Source organism: Chitinimonas koreensis, from assembly GCF_014353015.1.
GTDB classification, from domain to species: domain Bacteria; phylum Pseudomonadota; class Gammaproteobacteria; order Burkholderiales; family Chitinimonadaceae; genus Chitinimonas; species Chitinimonas koreensis.
The window spans coordinates 3,750,980-3,766,006 of record NZ_CP060704.1 but is presented as its reverse complement, the minus strand read 5'-3'; the positions used below and the strand labels follow the sequence as shown (position 1 = coordinate 3,766,006).

The following is a 15,027-nucleotide window of genomic DNA, read 5'->3' as shown; positions in this document are numbered from 1 at the left end:
CCCCTGTCAGACGAGGGACTGTCGTTTCCTGCGCCATGTCGGGTGCCGGCGCAGGCCGGCCGGTGCAATCGACGGACTGCCCGGCCGGCCAGGCCGGCACGGCGATGCGACTTTCTCCCTGTCAGCGCCGGTTCGAGCCGGCCAGGCATGCCGGCGTCGCCGCGGCATCGCCGCCCCAGAACTTGCCGATCTTGAAGAACTTGTCCCAGCCGGCCGGGCGCAGGTCTCGCGCTGTGCCGGGGTCAGGCGCGCGTAGGCGATGGCCTGCGAGCCGGTGACGAAGAAGACGTCGTTGTGCTCCTGCTGCAGCCGGTGCACCTCGGTCACGAATTCCTTCATGCCCTGGACCTGGTCGGCGTGTTGCAGCGAGGAGTCGTGCAGGTAGATGCCGTAGGGCAGCCGGTCGCCGTCGTAATGCCGCCTGAAGTTGCTGAACCAGATGTCCCGGGCGGTCTGGGCGGTGCAGGTGTGGGTGCCGCAATAGCCCTGCACCGTGTCCATGAGGTCCAGGTGGCCGGTGGCGGTGGCCGGGTATTTCTTCAGGTCCATCGGGATGTGCCAGGAATTGGCCGGGTTGTAGTCGCCGCTGTCGGCGGGATAGCTGCCGTCGTTGGTGTTCCAGCTGAAGCGGGCGCGGTCGTCGTAGCCGCAATAGCGCATGGCCCATTCGGCCGGATCGCCGGAGGCGAGGCAGCGGCGCAGGCCGAGGATCGGCGAGGTGCCGACGTGGTCCTGGGTATCGGCGCCGCCCTCGTTGCTGTAGCGCCAGGAGCTGTCGTAGACGATGTCGGCATGGCCGTTGGCATGCCGGGTGAACGCCTTCTGCAGGTAGCGCATGGCCTGGTTGACCAGGGCGAGCTCGCCGCCGTAGCTGGCCTGGGTGGCCAGGTAGGGCGCCCTGAAGCCCTTGACGGCGCTGACGGGTACGCCGGCGTTCTCGATGAATTCGAGATTGCTGCTGATTTCGTCGATGACCTGCTGCTCGGTGAGGGTGCCGCTCCAGGTCTTGAGCGGCGGGTGGGTATAGGTGTGCAGCGCGATCTCGTGGCCGCGCTCGTATTGCCGCTTCACGTAGACCGGATCGGCGATGCAGACGTCGGGCTTGGGCTGCGGCCATTTGCCGGTGCCCTTGTCGACGCATTTGACCTTGACCCGGCCCGTGTCGTACTCGCCTTCGGTCTGGCCGGCCGTCACGCTCAGGTAGTAGGTCCACGGCACGCCGGTGATCTTTTCGGTGTCGTGGATCATGGTCTCGGTCATGCCGTCGTCGATGGTGAACATGATCAGCTGCGGTGGCTTGGGTGCCTCGGCCGCCGCGGCGAACGTGCCGCCCAGGCCGAGCAGGCTGCCGGCGATCAAGCTCCTGACCCAGCCCGGCAGCGCCAGCCGACGATGACGACGGCCGATGGGTTGCCCGATTCTTTGCATGGTATGACCTCCTTGTTTTGTGCTGCTGTGCGCGCGCTGGGATGAACCGGAGCCGTGCCGCCGCGCGCTATGCACGGCGCAGCCCCGGGGCGAGGCCGCCGGCGCTCGTGCCGCGACCCCGGATTGCGGGATGTCGATCTATTCCTTGCCGTTTTGGCCGCTTGCGGTACGAGCATGGCCGAGCCGGCAGCCCGCTGCACCGCGGCGAATGGCGGGGGGCTGCGGCACTGTTCCATTTCTTTTTATCGGCCGAATGCCCAGTTGGGCGGGGCGATCGTTTCATTGCCTGGCAGTTTTATTGCTTTCATTGCGAATTTCCCCCGGTATTCATTGTTCTTATTTATTTTCTTCAGTGCGGTATAAATAAAGCCCGGTATGGCCGGCGGCCTGGAATCCGGTGGCCAGGATTTCAATGGTCGATCGAGCCGGAATGCCTGTTGGCGCAATCGATGCGGCCCTCGGCTGCAAGGCTGGGATCGATTGAATAACCTGGCGAATATACGCTCCGGTTCGGCTCGAGCAGGCTGGATCGCCTGCGGAACACACCGGGTTCCTGTTTCCTCTCGCCTGGCCGGCATCATGTGTTTTCCTTTTCGCGTCCGCAATCGCGATGCGACGGGCTAGGGAAATTCCGGACGAGCCATGGTGAGCGGCGATATTCGCTCGAATAATACAAATCGATGACTTTCTGATGCCAATAGGAGGCCAATTCGATGGGTGCCGGTTCCGTGGAACGGCCGATGATTTCGATATGCGATCAAAGCAGCCGGATCTGAATGCGGCGCCGAATCCTCCGCTGCGGCCAATCCGGCCGTATTTCCTCCATGCCCATGGCCCGGCCGCTGCGCCGCGACAACTATTCCGCACCGTGCTCGGCATGCTGGACGTCAGCGCCGGCGTGCATCTCCCGCGGCCAAGCAGCGCACGGCTTCGCGGCGGAAGGCGGATGCCCGGCAACCCGGCGGCCCGGCTGGCGTTCCGCCGCCGGATGGTTTTAAGATGCGCGCCGTGCAAAAGCTCGTCACCTTCCTCCTGCTGATGCTGCTGCCGTGGCAACTGGCCTATGCCGCGGGCCGGCCGCACGTCGAGCCGGGCGGCCATTGCGCCCGGTTCGAGCGCTATTACCAGCAGATCGCCTGCGCCACCAAGGCGCACGAGCAGGGGCGGGCGACGCAGGCCGCCGACGCGCATCTGGAATGCGGTCCCTGCTGGGTCGCCTCGCTGCCCGCGACGGCCCTGGATCGCCTGCCGGCGCCGCCCGCCGCGCGCGCCGCCCTGCACGACCACATCGAGCCCTACTTCTCCGACGCCATCCCCCACGAGCCCGACCGCCCCGACTGGGCGGCCTGATCGCGCTCATCCGCGTCGCGCCCGCTGCCCGCGCTCCCTGCCGGGCAGCCCATCCCCGATGAGCATTCTCCGGCCTCGCCGCCTTGCGCGGGCGGCGGGCCGCAGCGCCATCCCTTTCCGCCGCGCTCGAATCCGAGGCGCCCGGACGGGAAGGGCGGCCAAGCCTGGCCTCACGCCGCCGCCGGTGCACCGGCGCCTGGCGCGCCGTGCCGCGAACCGTTCCCCGCCCGTGCCGGCGGGTTCGATCGCGGCTGCGAGGCGAGGTCCGCCCGGCCGGACCCATTCGTTTCAACCCGACCATAGAAAGCCCCGTATGCATTCCAAGCGACTCCTGGGCCGTGCCGTGCTGGCATTGGGCCTGACCCTCTTCGGCGTATCCGCCCTGGCCCACGGCGGCGACGACGCCACGCCCGTCACCAGGCTGAAGACGCCGCAGCCGGTCGAGCAACCCGGCAAGATCGAAGTGATCGAGTTCTTCTGGTATGGCTGCCCGCATTGCAATCAGCTCGAACCGCTGGTCAACCGCTGGGAGCGGACCCTGCCCAAGGACGTGGTGTTCCGCCGCGAGCACGTGCTGTGGGACGGCCGCAGCGACATGGACGGGCACGCCAGGCTGTTCGCCACGCTCAAGACCATGGGCCTGCTGACGCAGCAGAAGGCGGTGTTCGATGCCATCCACGGCGGCAAGGTCGAGCTGCGCGACGAGATGACGCTGTTCGAATGGGTGGCCAAGCGCGGCATCGACCGCCGGCAGTTCGAAGGCATCTACAAGTCCTTCGGCATGGGCAGCCAGCTGGCGCGCGCCAAGCAGCTGACCCGGGCCTATGGGCTGAACGAGGTGCCTGCCTTCGTCGTCAACGGCAAGTACCTGACTTCGCCGCACCAGGCCGGCGGCGGCGAGCAGATGTTCGCGCTGGTGGATCGCCTGATCGCCGGCGAACGCGCCGGCGCCAAGCGCTAGGCCCGCAGGCGGCCGGCCCGGCGGCGGGCCGGCCGCTCGTCGCCGGGCGGGATGACCGCCGGCAGGCCCTGCGAGGCCGGCATCAGGAAGATCGCGAACGGCACGAAGTGGGTCATGCCCTCGATGGCCTTGGTTTCGCCGTCGTGCAGGTCGATCGCCGATGCCGGATGCGCCACGTCCGCGAACCGCCGGAAGCCCCCGCGCGGCTCAGTGCGCGATGGCGAGCTTGCCGAAATGGCGCCCGCCGGCAGCGAGCTCGGCATAGGCCGCGGCGACTTCGTCGAGGCCGAACACCCGGTCGATCGCCGGCACGATGCGGTGGGCGGCGATGGCGCGGGTGGCCTCGGCCAGGTCGGCCACCGAGCCGGTGTTGTTGCCGACGATGCGCAGCGCCTTGACGATGATGGTCAGCAGGTCGAGCGAGGCCGCCGTGCCGCCGACGAAGCCGACCGTGAACACCGTGCCGCCCATCGCGGCGGCGTTGAGCGCGCGCGCGAAAGTCGCGCCGCCGACCGTCTCCACCACCAGGTCGGCGCCGCGGCCGCCGGTGAGCTTTAGCGCTTCCTCGTCCCAGGCCGGCGTGGCGCGGTAGTTGACCAGGTGATCGGCGCCGAGCCGGCGCGCGCGTTCGAGCTTCTCGTCCGACGACGAAGCGAGGATCACCGTGGCGCCCGAGGCCTTGGCGAACTGCAGGGCGAACAGGCTGACCCCGCCGGTGCCCAGCAGCACCACCACCGAGCCGGGCCGCAGCGCGGCCGAGCGCACCGCGTTCCAGGCGGTGGTGGCGGCGATCGGCAGCGTCGCGCCCTGGACGAAATCGAGGTGGGCCGGCAGGGCGACGAGGCTGGCGGCCGGTACCGCGACGTATTCGGCCAGCGAGCCCGGCCGCGTGATGCCGCGCATGGCGGCGACGTGGCGCGGCGCGATGGCGCCGCCCTGCCAGTCCGGCATGAAGTGCGGGATCACCCGGTCGCCGACCGCCAGGCCGTCGACGCCTTCGCCCAGCGCGGCGATCTCGCCGGCGCCGTCGGCGACCGGGATCAGCGGGAAGGCGGCGCCGGGGAAGGCGCCGGTCGCGATGGCGACGTCGACGTAGTTCAGCGCCGCGGCACGCAGGCGCACCAGCACTTCGCCGCGGCCGGGGCGGGGCTCGTCCAGCTCGGTCCGGCGGAAGGCGCCGAGGTCGGGCGCGGTCAGTTCGATGGCTTTCATGGTCTTTTCTCCGAATGGGAAGGCGGCTCTGGGCTACCGCCGGCGGGGCGTTCATGCCGGCAGCAGGGAAGCGCCAGTTTCATTCGGAACCCTGCATCGATAAACTGCGCTCCGGTTCAGTGATTGAAAACCATGGGTTTGAAATGGATCTGCTCGACAGCATGAAGGTGTACGTCCAGGCCGTCGAAAAAGGCAGCCTCAGCGCGGCCGCCGTGGCCTGCGGCATCTCGCCGACCATGGCCGGCAAGCACCTGCGCACGCTGGAAGCGCGGCTGGGCATGCGCCTGCTCAACCGCACCACCCGGCGCCAGTACCTCACCGCCTTCGGCGAGGACTACTACGCACGCTGCAAGGAGATCCTGCGGCTGGTGGCCGAGACCGATGCTCAGGCGCAGAACCTGCAGCTCGCACCGGCCGGCCGCCTGCGCATCACCGCGCCGGTCAGCTTCGGCACCGAGGCGCTGATGCCGGTGCTGGCGGACTACCTGGCGCGCCATCCGCAGGTCGACGTCGACGCCGTCCTGAGCGACCGGGTGGCGGATCTGGTGGAGGAGGGATTCGAGGCGGCGATCCGCATCGGCCCGTTGCCCGATTCGGCGCTGATCGCCCGGCCGCTGGCGCCGTACCGGCTGATGATCTGCGCCTCGCCCGGCTACCTGGCGCGCCGCGGCACGCCGCTGCGGCCGGAGGAACTGAGCGGGCACGAGTGCCTGTCGTTCTCGCCGGCCGCCGTGGCGCACTGGCGGCTGGAGGGCGCGGACGGCATCTGCAGCGTGCCGGTGTCGGGCCGGCTGCAGGTCAACCACGGCCAGGCGCTGCGCATGGCGGCGCTGCACGGCCTGGGCATCGTGCTGCAGCCGGCGATCCTGCTCGAGGCCGACGTGCGCGCCGGCCGGCTGGTCCGGCTGTTCCCCGGCTACGAATTGCCGAGCCGGCCGATGAGCGTGGTCTACCTGCCGGACCGCTACCGCTCGCCCCGGCTGCGCAGCTTCGTGGATTTCATGGTGGAGCGCTTCGGCTGAGCCGGCCGGGACGCGCGTCCCGGCCGGCCGCCGTCACTTGAACTGCTGCATCTGGGTCTTGTACTCGGCCGATTCGCGCACCGCGCCGACGCTGTCCCACAGCGCCTTGGCGAAATCCGGGTACTTGGCGACGAAGGGCTTGGACAGCATCAGGAAGTAGGGCTTGGTCACCAGCGGCGGGTCGACGCGCTCGATCCTGGCGGCGAACTCGGGCTTGCCGGCCAGGCTGACGTCGCCTTCCAGCGTCTGCAGCGCCACCGCCGAGACGCGGCCGGTCAGCAGTTTCTGCAGATTGTCGTCGGCGGTGCGCACGCCGTCGTCCACCCGCACGCCCAGGCCCTTGAGCTGGTCGACGATGGAAAAGCCGGCCTGCGCGCCGACCGCGTCGGCGTTGCGGATCGCCTTGCCGTCCCATTCGACCTTGCTGCCCTTGAGCCGGTACAGGCTGTAGCTGTCGTCCAGCATGCGGCGGGTCGCGTCGGGCTTGTCGCCGGCCATCGGGTAGTGGCCGATCTCCATGCGGTCGGCCTTGAAGCTGATCTTGAACAGGCCGTCCATCTCGCCGCTGCGGACCGATTCCATGCAGCGCTTCCACGGCAGCGGCTTGATGTCGATCTTGCTGCCGACCTGCTTTTCCACCATGCGCATCATGATGATGTTGAGGCCGGGCCGGTCCTTCTGCAGCCAGGGATAGGAGTCTTCGTTCTCGGTGCAGATGTTGACGCGGGCGGGCTTGTCGGCGGCGTCGGCTGCGCCGAGGCAAAGCAGGACGGCCGCCGCCAGGCGGGCGAGGGGGATCGCTTCATGGTTGTCTCCGGCAGGTTTGGACAGGAGCGTCTGCGCGCTTCGATTCCAGCTTAGTACCTGTCTTGTTCCCTGCCAGGAGGGACTTGGCGCGTGGAATGGCCGTGCGGCGGATGGACGAAGGCGGCGGCCGGCGCACGACCGGTCGTCGAACTGCGAAGTATTCCCAATTGCCAGCGGGCGATCCATATACCATATTTCCAGGGTTGCCTGATACCCGTCTTATAGGACGGTGGCATGAATGGAGCATCCATGATGGCGAGCCGGTTGCCCGCTGGGGACAAGTATGGCGAACGGACGGCGGGGGAGGGCGACGCGGCCCATCTCTACGGCGCGGCGCAGACCGCGATGCTGTTCGATGGCGTGCCGGGTTTCGCCTACGTGGTGAAGGACGTGGCCGGGCGCTATGTCTCCTTCAACCAGTCGGTGCTGCAGCGGGTGAAGGCGCGCGCCGAAGAGATCCGCGGCCGCACCGTGGCGCAGATCTGGCCCGGCGAGATGGCGTCGCGCTACGACCAGCAGGACCGCTGGCTGGTCAAGCACCAGCTGCCGATCTTCGACCAGCTCGATCCCACGCTCTACCCGCACGGCGAGGCCGGCTGGTGCGTGACCCAGAAGTACCCGCTGCACGCGCCCGGCGGCGAACTGGTCGGCATCATGTGCCTGTCGCGCGATCTGCCCGAGCTGTCGCGCGGCGAATTGATCGACCCTCGGCTGGCGGCGGCGGTCGACCGCATGGTGATCCACTTCGACGAGAAGCTGCAGATCGCCGAGCTGGCCGAACTGGCCGGGCTCGACACCGCCCGTTTCTCCGCCCGCATCCGCAAGATCTACGGCATCAGCCCGGCCGACCTGATCCTGCGCAGCCGCATCCGTGCCGCCTGCGCGCTGCTGCGGCGCGAGGAGGCCTCGCTGAGCCGCATCGCGCAGCAGTGCGGCTTCTACGACCACAGCCTCCTGAGCCGCCAGTTCCGCAAGCTGGTCGGCGTCAATCCGTCCGCCTACCGCAAATGGCTGCAGGCGCAGAAAGCCTCGCCGCTGCTGCCGTGGGAGCCGAGCTGGCCGGTCTGAAACGAAGGCCGCCGCCGCTCCTGCTGGAGCGGCGGCGGCGATGGGCAGTGCGGACGCGCCCTTCAGGGGCGCGTCCGCATTCACGGCGTCGGATCTACTTGGGGAAGGTGTAGGTCACCGAGTAGTTGCCGGCGCCCGAGTAGGACTTCACCTCGAAGTAGTAGTAGCCCGCGCTGCCGGCGTAGTTGATCGACTCGGTCGAGGTCGGCCCGGTCGATTCGGCCGCCTTGGCCCAGGCCGAGCCGTTCCACTTGTACAGCGTCAGCTCGAAGTCGGCGTTGCCCGGGCCGGTCAGCTGCAGCTTGAAGGTGCCGCCCTGGGTGCTGTTGTAGGCGCCGGCCGAGGGCAGGCTCACCCACTGCTTGTTGGCCAGCGAGCCGGTCACCGTCACCGGGGTCGAGCTGCCGCCGCCGGTGTTGTAGGTGGCGAACACCGCATTGGCGCGCCGCTCGTTCACCGCGTGCCAGGGCTGGCCCAGCGTGCGCATGCGCGAGTTCTCGGTCGGCCGGTACATGCCGGAGGTGCAGTAGCGCGCGCCGGTGAACAGCCCGATCGTGCCGTTCGGGTAATAGTTGTTCGGCGTCGGCACCTGCACGTTGGACGGGATCAGCGAACCCCACTTGGTCCCGCTGCGGCCGGTCTGGCGCGTGACGTTGGCCTCGGTCGGCTCGCGGCTGGCGTCGCAGGTGCCGTAGTCGTATTCGTCGGCCAGCTTGAAGGCGGTATGGCCGATCTCGTGCAGCGCCAGCTCGATGGCCGAGCTGTGCATGGTCATGGTGGCGATGCTGCCGCCGGCGCCGCCGTAGCGGGTCGAGTTGGCCACCACCACGATCACGTCGCGCGCGTCGGCCGCGGTGACCGTGCCCACGGTGCTGTAGACCAGGTTGTCGTCGGCGCAGACCAGCCGGTCGATGTTGTAGCAGCCGATCTGCACGCCCAGCGCGGTATCGCGGTAGATGCCCTTGTCCGGCTCGTCGACGCCGGTCTGGTTGCTGACCACGTCGACGCGGCGGATGTTGAGGTTGTTCTTGTTGGCGTTGAACAGCGGATCGGCCAGGAGGCCGTTGGCCACCTTCTGGGCGTCGGCGGCCCACTTGCTCATCTCGCCGCTGGTGTAGCCGTCGCCGATCAGCACGATGTCCATCCGGCTGGCCGATGGGCCGCTGTTGTAGAGCACGGCGGTGCCGGCCGCCGCGCGGGTCGCCGTCATCATCTTGCTGCGGCTCAGCTGGCCGTCGATCGCGGCGCGGTCGATGCGCTTGAGCGTGGCCGGCTGCAGCGCCATGCCGCGCATGTCGGTGGTGGCGCGGCTGCTCAGCTCGATATGGTCGAGCGCCTTGTCGTCGGGCACGCTGACCTCGAAGAAGGCCTGCGGCAGCACGATATCCTGGGCTTGGGCGATCTTGCCGCTCTTGGGATCGAACGCTTCCGCGTGCAGCGTGCCCGGGTTGTTCACCTTGCTGCGGAACAGCTCGCGGCCGTTGCGATCGCGCCCGACCAGCTCGATCGTCGCGCCGTTGCTGTCGACCGCGCCGGCGCTGGCGGCGAACTTGCCGCTCTGGGCATGGACCAGCTCGTAGTCGCTGGCGCCGCGCGTGTTGTTCTGTTTGATGCGCAGCAGGAGGTTGCCGTCGGCGGCGGAGGCGGCCAGGCTCGTCAGGGCGAGGCCGACCAGGAGGGGAGGGTACGTGTCATCGCTGCATCTCCGGATATTTGTTATGCCGATGGAATAATCGGTGTCCGGATGATGCGCCGACGCCTGGGGCGCGGATTGTATGGTTCTGGGCGGTGGGCGGCCAAATGGATGCAAATCTGCCGACCGGCGTTCCGGCGGCCGGCGATCCGGCGACCGGCGTTCCGGTGGCCGGCATTCCAGCCACCGGCTCGTCCGCGTCAGATCGGCCGGCTCCATCGACCGGCCTGCCGAGCCCCTGTCGCTGATAGGGGAGCGGCCGCCGAACCGGCGGCCGCCCCGGCGCTGCCTATCGCTCGAGCTGCCCGAACATCGGCCGGCTTTCGAGATACCGGTGCGGGGCCAGCTGGAACGCCATCCCCTCGTCGATCCGCGCCGGCTGGATCGAATGGCTCGCCGGCTTGGCGACGAAGCCCGCCATGCTCTGCACCAGTGCGTCGACCTGGCTGTCGAGCAGCACGTCGCCGTTCGCGGTCTGGAAACGCTCGACGTGCCGATCGGTCCCCAGGTACCAGTCCTGCACGCGCAAGCGGTCGGTAGTGTCGGCGAGGCCGACTTCCAGGTCGTTGCCGCTGCGGCTGAAACGCAGCTGGTTCAGCGCGATGCCGGCCTGCAGCAGCACCGTGTCCTGGTTCGCCGCGGTGCCGTCGTTCTCGACCACGGTATCCAGCCCGTCGCCGCGGCCGAACAGGTAGGTATCGTTGCCGGCCCCGCCGGTCAATACGTCGGTCCCGGCGCCGCCGGCCAGGGTGTCTGCCCCCGCGCCGCCGCCGAGGCGGTTGTTGCCGGCGTTACCGCGCACTTCGTTGTCGAGCGCATTGCCGAAGCCGTTGAGGCCGGAGCTGCCCTGCAACTGCAGCTTCTCGAGGTTCGCCCCCAGGGTGAAGTTGACGGTGGCATTGACGGTATCGATCTCGCTCGCGAGCGCCGAGGTCTCGACCACGATGTCGCCGCTGTCGTCCACCCAGTAGCTGTCGTTGCCGAGGCCGCCGGTCATGACGTCGGCGCCCAGCCCGCCGTCGAGCGTATCGGCGCCGGCCGCTCCGCTCAGCTGGTTCTTGCCGGCGTTGCCGGTCAACTGATTGTCGAGCGCGTTGCCGATGCCGTTCAGTCCGGCCGCGCCGAGCAGGCGCAGCGATTCGACGTTCGCGCCCAGGGCGAAATTGACGCTGGAGTGGACCACGTCGATCTCGGCGGCCAGGCTGCTGGTTTCCACCACCAGGTCACCGGCGTTGTCGACCTGGTAGAGATCGTTGCCGGTCCCGCCCACCAGGGTATCGGCGCCGAGGCCGCCGTCCAGCGTGTCGTTGCCGGCCCAGCCGCTCAGCTGGTTGCGGCCGGCATTGCCGGTCAGGGCGTTGGCCAGGCCGTTGCCCTGGCCGGCCAGGTTGGCGTCGCCCTGCAGTTGCAACTGCTCGAGGTTGTCGCCCAGGGTGAAGTCGACGCTGGCGCGCACCGTATCGATGTCCTGCGCCGCGGTGACGGTCTCGATCGCCTGGTCGGCGACGTCGTCCACCAGGTAGATGTCCGAACCCGCGCCGCCGATCAGCGTGTCCGCACCGGCGCCGCCGCTGAGCAGGTTATTGCCGGCGTTGCCGCTCAGCACGTTGTTCAGGCCGTTGCCGAAACCGTTGAGGCCGGAACCGCCGAGCAGCACCAGCTTTTCGACGTTGGCGCCCAGCGTGTAGTTGACGGTGGACTGCACGGTGTCGATCTCGGTCGCCAGCGTCGACGTCTCCACTACCAGGTCGCCGGCGTCGTCGACCTGGTAGCTGTCGTCGCCCAGTCCGCCGATCAGCGTGTCCTTGCCCGCGCCGCCGCCGAGCACGTTGTTGCCGGCATTGCCGGTCAGCACGTTGGCCAGTGCATTGCCGAAGCCGTTCAGGCCGGCATTGCCCTCCAGCTGGAGGTTCTCGACATTGGCGCCCAGGGTGAAATTGACGCTCGAACGGACCGTGTCGACCTCGGTGGCCAGCGCTGATGTCTCGACGACGACGTCGCCGGTCGAATCGACCACGTAGGTATCGTTGCCGAGCCCGCCGACCAGCGTGTCCTTGCCCGCGCCGCCGCTGAGCAGGTTGTTGCCGGCGTTACCCGTCAGCAGGTTGTCCAGGCCGTTGCCGAAGCCGTTGAGGCCCGCGGCGCCGAGCAGTTGCAGCTGCTCGAGGTTCGCGCCGAGCGTGAAGTTGACGCTCGATTGCACCAGGTCGATCTCGGCTGCCGAGAGGGTGCTTTCGATCACGACGTCGCCGGCGTTGTCGACCAGGTAGCGGTCGTTGCCGCTGCCGCCGGTCAGGGTGTCCGCCCGGTTCCGCCGTCGAGCGTATCGGCGCCGTTGCCGCCGTCGAGCTTGTCGGTGCCGGCCAGGCCTTCGAGCAGATCGTTGCCGGCGCCGCCGATCAGTTGGTTGGCGACGGCATTGCCGTGCAGCTCGTCGTTGAATGCGGAGCCGGTGGCGTTTTCGATGATGCAGTCGTAGGCGATGGCGAGGTGGTCGTTGGTATACGACTGCCCGTTCCAGATCGATTGGCCGATTTCGCTGAAGGTGCCGGCCTGCAGCCGGATGTCGACGCCTTCGGCCTGGTTGCCCGCGTCGATCGTATCGATCCCGTCCGCGTCCCAGATCGTCTCGAAGACCAGCGCATCGTTGTCCCAGGAATACACGTCGTTGCCGGTATGCCAGGTGCGATTCGCGCCGTACAGGTATTGCAGCGCCGCGATGTCGTCCAGCATGTACGTCTCCGGATAGCCGCCCGGAAAGGTGTACGACATGATGGAATACTTGCCCTGGTCGTGCAGTGGGTCGGCTTCCAGGTCGCCGCCGAAGGTGTGCTTGAGTCCCAGCGCATGCCCCAGCTCGTGCATGTGCGTCATCATCCCGTAGGTGTCGTTGAGCGGGTCCTGATAGGCCTCGGCATTGTCGGGGCCGAACCAGATGTCGCCCGCTTCGGGGCCTGGGACGGGAAATAGGCGAAGGCCGTCGGGTTGCTGGCGGAAAGCGAGTTGCCCCAGCGGATGTCGCCGGCCCCGGAGGCGGTATCCGCCACCAGGTTGAAGCTGATGTTCGCGTAGGCCGAGCACAGGCCCAGTGCGATCTCGATGGCCTGTTTCTGCCCCTGGGTCAGGTCGGCGCCGATGTGATCGGCATCGTCGGCCTGGTAGGAATCCGAAAACGACGAAGCAGTCGTCGTATAGCTGTAGGTCAGGGTAGCTCCCTGGCCGATTGCGCCGCCCCACTTGGACCCGGTGAGCAGCCAGTTCACGCTGCTGGTCTGCGTGGCCGGATCGTAATAGCTCACCCCGGCGACGCTCTCGTCGATGCCGTTCTCGTTCATTTCTTATCCGTCCCGTTGTTTGATGTATGCCGTTGGGATTTTACGTGCTGAACGCGGCGATTTGAAAATCGACGGCCGTACTTGGCGAATTCGATTGGCCGGATCGATTTATTCGACCAATTCGCCGGATCGGTCCCCGTTGCCTGCGCGGTGGCAGGCAGGGGGCGATGGATGACCGGTGCCTTTTACCCGGGAGGAACGCTCAGAACTCCGCCATCACCTTCACATACACCTCCCGCACCTGCTCCGCCCGCCCGGCCCGCTGCCGAATTCCACGTGGCCGCCGTCGAGCAGGTTCAGCGCCGTGACCGAGGCCGTCAGCCCCGGCCGCAGCTGCCAGTTGAGGTTCACGTCCAGCGCGGTATAGGCCGGCACCGCGGCGTCGGCGATCTTGCCGACCCGGCGCAGCATCAGGTCCAGCGTGCGGCCCTCGCCCAGGTCGTGCTGCGAATCGAGGCGCCAGTAGCTGTGCGGATCGTCGCCGTGCGCGGCGGCGCCCTTGGGGTCGAGGCTGTCTGGAGCCGGCGCCAGCTTCTTGCCCAGCACCGCCAGGCCGGCGCCGAGCCGCCATGTCGGCAGCGCCTGCCAGTTGCCCCACAGCTCGATGCCGCTGCCGTGGCCGCCGATCTTGTTGCCGAAGGTCAGCCCGCCGCCGCCGGGCTTGAGCTCGGTGCTGCGCAGCTTGTCGTAGCGGTTGTAGTAGGCGGTGGCCGAGTAGGACAGCGTCGGCGTGGGCTGGGCGCGGTAGCCGAGCTCGAACACGTCGACCACTTCCGACTCGAAGCCGGGACTGCCGCCGATCAGGTAGGGCGGCTTGGCCGGCACGTAGAAATCGCGGTCGATGCGCGAGGGCGCGCGGATCGCGCGCGACAGCGTGGTCCACCAGCTCTGCCGGTCGCTCGGCTGCCAGGCCAGCCGCACGCTCGGCAGCGTCTCGGTGCCGGTGTAGTCGTTGCGCTCGAACTTGGCGCCGAGCGTGAGCCGCCAGCGCTCGCCGAGCGCGATCTCGTCCTGCACCAGCAGGTTGGACCAGTGGGCGTCGAAATGCCCGGGCAGGAAGGCGAAGCCCGGGCCGGTCGGGTCGATGCGGTCGCGCGCGAGGCGGTAGCCGGCGCCGAGCGTGAGCTTCTGCGATTCGGTCGGCCTGAGGCCGTACTGCAGCTCGACGTCCATGGTGTCGAGCCGGTCGGTGAAGGCGTTCGGCTGGTCGCGCCGGGTCTGGTCGTAGTAGGCCTGCAGCCGCAGCTCGCCGCCGTCGGCCAGCGTGCGGCTCCAGCGCGCCAGCAGGTTGAAGCCCGAGATGTCGATGTAGTCGGTGAAGATCTGCCTGAGCTCGCCGCGGTAGGCGTCGCCCTGCACGGTCAGGCGGTCGTCGTTGCGCCAGTCCATGCGGAAGCCGCCCTGCGTGCGCCGCATGCCGTCGTCGCGGTCCAGCCCGCTCTTGGTACGGCTGCTGTCCTGGCGGTACGACTTGGCGTACAGCCGGTAGTGGCCGGTCTCGCCGAGCTGGCCGCCCAGGCGCGCCGCGGCGCTGTCCTGGCGGCTGCTGTGGCCGGCGCTGGCCAGCGCGCCCTGGGTGGCGCCGGCCGGCAGGGTGAGGATGTTGATCACGCCGTCGACCGCGTTGGCGCCCCACAGCGTGGCGCCGGGGCCGCTGATCACCTCGATGCGGTCGATGTCCTCGAGCACCACGTCCTGGGCGTCCCAGAACACGCCCGAGAACAGCGGCGAGTAGACCACCCGGCCGTCGATCAGGATCAGGAGCTTGTTGGAGAAGGCGTCGTTGAAGCCGCGCGCGGCCACCGCGTAGTTGCGCGCGTCGATGCGGGCGACCTGCAGGTTGGGCGCCAGCCGCAGCGCTTCGGCCAGCGTGGGCGAGCCGGCGCGGCGGATCGCCTCGCCGGTGATCACGTAGATCGCCGCGGCGGCGTCGAGCAGCCGTTCGGAGCGCTTGGAGACCGAGGTCACCTCGATATTGGCCAGCTGTTCGAGCGAGAGGTCGACGAAGCCGGCGGCGGCATGCGCTTCCTCGGCCCGGCAGGGCAGCAGCGCGCAGGCGGCGAGCGCGGCGAGGCCGGCCCGGTGCAACGGCCGGCCTGTGCTGGGCCGTGGCGCGGCGCGGCTTGGTTCGCTGGGATGCATCGTTTCCTC

General features: G+C 68.6%; 13 protein-coding genes. 4 read left to right on the top strand and 9 right to left on the bottom strand.

From position 1 onward, the window contains the following. Positions 1-6 precede the first annotated feature (6 nt). Entirely contained in the window at positions 7-1,428 is a 1,422-nt protein-coding gene (locus H9L41_RS15660; protein ID WP_187523461.1) for a polysaccharide deacetylase family protein, read from the bottom strand. Between the two features lie 999 nt (positions 1,429-2,427). Here H9L41_RS15660 and H9L41_RS15655 point away from each other — a divergent pair. Beyond that, positions 2,428-2,778: a hypothetical protein gene (locus H9L41_RS15655; RefSeq protein WP_028444612.1), complete on the top strand. Its 351-nt coding sequence runs from the start codon at positions 2,428-2,430 to the stop codon at positions 2,776-2,778. A gap of 313 nt (positions 2,779-3,091) precedes the next feature. Beyond that, complete coding sequence (locus H9L41_RS15650; RefSeq protein WP_034605878.1) at positions 3,092-3,739, top strand: thiol:disulfide interchange protein DsbA/DsbL; 648 nt, start codon at positions 3,092-3,094, stop codon at positions 3,737-3,739. On the opposite strand, the gene H9L41_RS24985 is transcribed toward H9L41_RS15650, so the two are convergent. Together H9L41_RS24985 and H9L41_RS15640 are read right to left on the bottom strand one after the other, a co-directional pair. Next, positions 3,736-3,915: a hypothetical protein gene (locus H9L41_RS24985; RefSeq protein ID WP_028444610.1), complete on the bottom strand. Its 180-nt coding sequence runs from the start codon at positions 3,913-3,915 to the stop codon at positions 3,736-3,738. The genes H9L41_RS15650 and H9L41_RS24985 overlap by 4 nt on opposite strands. A 31-nt stretch (positions 3,916-3,946) precedes the next feature. Then, positions 3,947-4,951, bottom strand: coding sequence for a zinc-dependent alcohol dehydrogenase family protein (locus tag H9L41_RS15640; protein WP_028444609.1), 1,005 nt, complete (start codon positions 4,949-4,951; stop codon positions 3,947-3,949). A 143-nt stretch (positions 4,952-5,094) separates the two neighbouring features. Between H9L41_RS15640 and H9L41_RS15635 the strand changes: the two genes are divergently transcribed. Further along, positions 5,095-5,973, top strand: coding sequence for a LysR family transcriptional regulator (locus H9L41_RS15635; protein ID WP_028444608.1), 879 nt, complete (start codon positions 5,095-5,097; stop codon positions 5,971-5,973). A 33-nt stretch (positions 5,974-6,006) separates the two neighbouring features. Here the strand turns inward: H9L41_RS15635 and H9L41_RS15630 are convergent, their stop codons facing one another. Next, positions 6,007-6,966 carry a substrate-binding periplasmic protein gene (locus H9L41_RS15630; RefSeq protein WP_187523460.1) on the bottom strand — a complete coding sequence of 320 codons (960 nt, stop codon included), beginning with the start codon at positions 6,964-6,966 and terminating at the stop codon, positions 6,007-6,009. 48 nt (positions 6,967-7,014) lie between these two features. On the opposite strand from H9L41_RS15630, the gene H9L41_RS15625 reads away from it, so the two are divergent. After that, on the top strand, positions 7,015-7,848 hold the full coding sequence (locus H9L41_RS15625; protein ID WP_084299721.1) for an AraC family transcriptional regulator: 834 nt from the start codon (positions 7,015-7,017) through the stop codon (positions 7,846-7,848). Positions 7,849-7,942: 94 nt separating this feature from the next. Here H9L41_RS15625 and H9L41_RS15620 read toward each other — a convergent pair whose 3' ends face one another. The 5 genes from H9L41_RS15620 to H9L41_RS15600 all read right to left on the bottom strand — a co-directional run bounded on the left by H9L41_RS15620 (position 7,943) and on the right by H9L41_RS15600 (position 15,018). After that, on the bottom strand, positions 7,943-9,658 hold the full coding sequence (locus tag H9L41_RS15620; RefSeq protein ID WP_187523459.1) for a M64 family metallopeptidase: 1,716 nt from the start codon (positions 9,656-9,658) through the stop codon (positions 7,943-7,945). Positions 9,659-9,830: 172 nt separating this feature from the next. Beyond that, a complete protein-coding gene (locus H9L41_RS15615; protein WP_187523458.1) occupies positions 9,831-11,783 on the bottom strand; it encodes a calcium-binding protein in 1,953 nt (650 codons plus the stop codon). A 50-nt stretch (positions 11,784-11,833) separates the two neighbouring features. Further along, positions 11,834-12,418: a M10 family metallopeptidase C-terminal domain-containing protein gene (locus H9L41_RS15610; protein WP_187523457.1), complete on the bottom strand. Its 585-nt coding sequence runs from the start codon at positions 12,416-12,418 to the stop codon at positions 11,834-11,836. Then, positions 12,415-12,876: a zinc metalloprotease gene (locus tag H9L41_RS15605; protein WP_187523456.1), complete on the bottom strand. Its 462-nt coding sequence runs from the start codon at positions 12,874-12,876 to the stop codon at positions 12,415-12,417. Before H9L41_RS15605 ends, H9L41_RS15610 begins: the two co-directional genes overlap by 4 nt. 222 nt (positions 12,877-13,098) lie before the next feature. After that, the gene (locus H9L41_RS15600; RefSeq protein ID WP_187523455.1) at positions 13,099-15,018 is read right to left on the bottom strand and encodes a TOL_0244 family TonB-dependent receptor; all 1,920 of its coding nucleotides are present in this window, start codon (positions 15,016-15,018) and stop codon (positions 13,099-13,101) included. Positions 15,019-15,027: the final 9 nt, after the last annotated feature.